This is a genomic window from Pseudomonas sp. MWU318 (assembly GCF_016756945.1).
In the GTDB taxonomy this organism is placed as follows: domain Bacteria; phylum Pseudomonadota; class Gammaproteobacteria; order Pseudomonadales; family Pseudomonadaceae; genus Aquipseudomonas; species Aquipseudomonas putida_A.
Map to the genome: position 1 here is coordinate 1 of NZ_JAESJL010000026.1, position 1,035 is coordinate 1,035.

At 53.0% G+C, this 1,035-nt stretch carries 2 protein-coding genes; both read right to left on the bottom strand.

Features of this window, described 5'->3' with window-relative positions; all coding sequences use genetic code 11:
• The coding region (locus JN524_RS27155) for an IS3 family transposase (RefSeq protein WP_237403194.1) at positions 1-701 on the bottom strand (701 nt) is incomplete at its 3' end.
• Positions 702-721: 20 nt separating this feature from the next.
• Positions 722-1,018, bottom strand: coding sequence for a transposase (locus JN524_RS27160; RefSeq protein WP_202371313.1), 297 nt, complete (start codon positions 1,016-1,018; stop codon positions 722-724).
• Positions 1,019-1,035: the final 17 nt, after the last annotated feature.

Sequence of the window (1,035 nt, forward strand, 5' to 3'; positions counted from 1 at the left end):
AAATGGTTTTGGTAGCCGTTTTCCGGCATCCAATCGTGTTTCAACGTCCTGAAATAGCGCTCAACAACTGCGTTATCCCAGCAGTTCCCTCGACGACTCATGCTCTGAACGATCCGGTTTTCTGCCAAGCAGCCAACAAATCGATCAGCGGTGTACTGGCAGCCTTGGTCTGAGTGAAATAGCAATGCAGGCATCGGACGGCGTAGTGACACTGCTAACCTTAGCGCCCTTGCAGACAGCTCAGCATCGGCAGTTCGGGAACAGGCCCACCCCACAATTCTGCGTGAAAACAGATCCATCACCACCGCCAGATAAAGCCAGCCATTTCCGACTCGGATGTAGGTAATGTCGCCGGCCCAAAGGGTGTCTGGCTGGGTCGGATTAAAACGCCGATCAAGTATGTTCGGTGCAACAATCGCTGGTTTCGTAGCGCGTCGATAGTGGGCATAACACGGTCTGCGTCGGTGTAGGCCAAAGGTGTTGATCAGCGTGCGCATTCGACAGCGCCCAATAAAAATCCCCTCTTTTCTTAGCTCTCTGGAAAACCCACGAGTACCTAACGCCTCACGATGTTCTTTATGCATCGCACGAAGTTTACGCCTCAGCAAGCGCAGTTCAGGCTTCAGGCGCTTGGGTTTACGCTTGGTGTAATAGCTGCTTCGGGCAACACCAAGCACTGAGCACATGCGCCGAATCGACATTGCACCTCGAACGCCATCAATCACTTGGTTCGACCGAACAGAACCTTTAGATGAGAGGGCAATTGCTTTTTTAGCACTTGGTTCTCGGCTTCAAGCAGTGCCAGCTTTGCCTGGAGCGATTCGATCAGTTCCTGATCCTGCAATCGCGGTGGCTGCGACATGCCTTCCTGCTCTCGACGCCAGCGCGAAACCCAGCGACGCAGGGCCGTAGGGCCCACATCAATAGCTTCACAGGCTTTAGGGATGGAGTAATTCATCTCCACGACCAAGCGAATGGCTTCTGCTTTTTCCTCTGACGTGACAACCCGATATCCCATGATGCTTCCTTAAATCG

Coding starts and splice junctions, on each gene's coding strand:
- JN524_RS27160 (WP_202371313.1), bottom strand. CDS start 1,018: ATGGGATATCGGGTTGTCACGTCAGAGGAAAAAGCAGAAGCCATTCGC.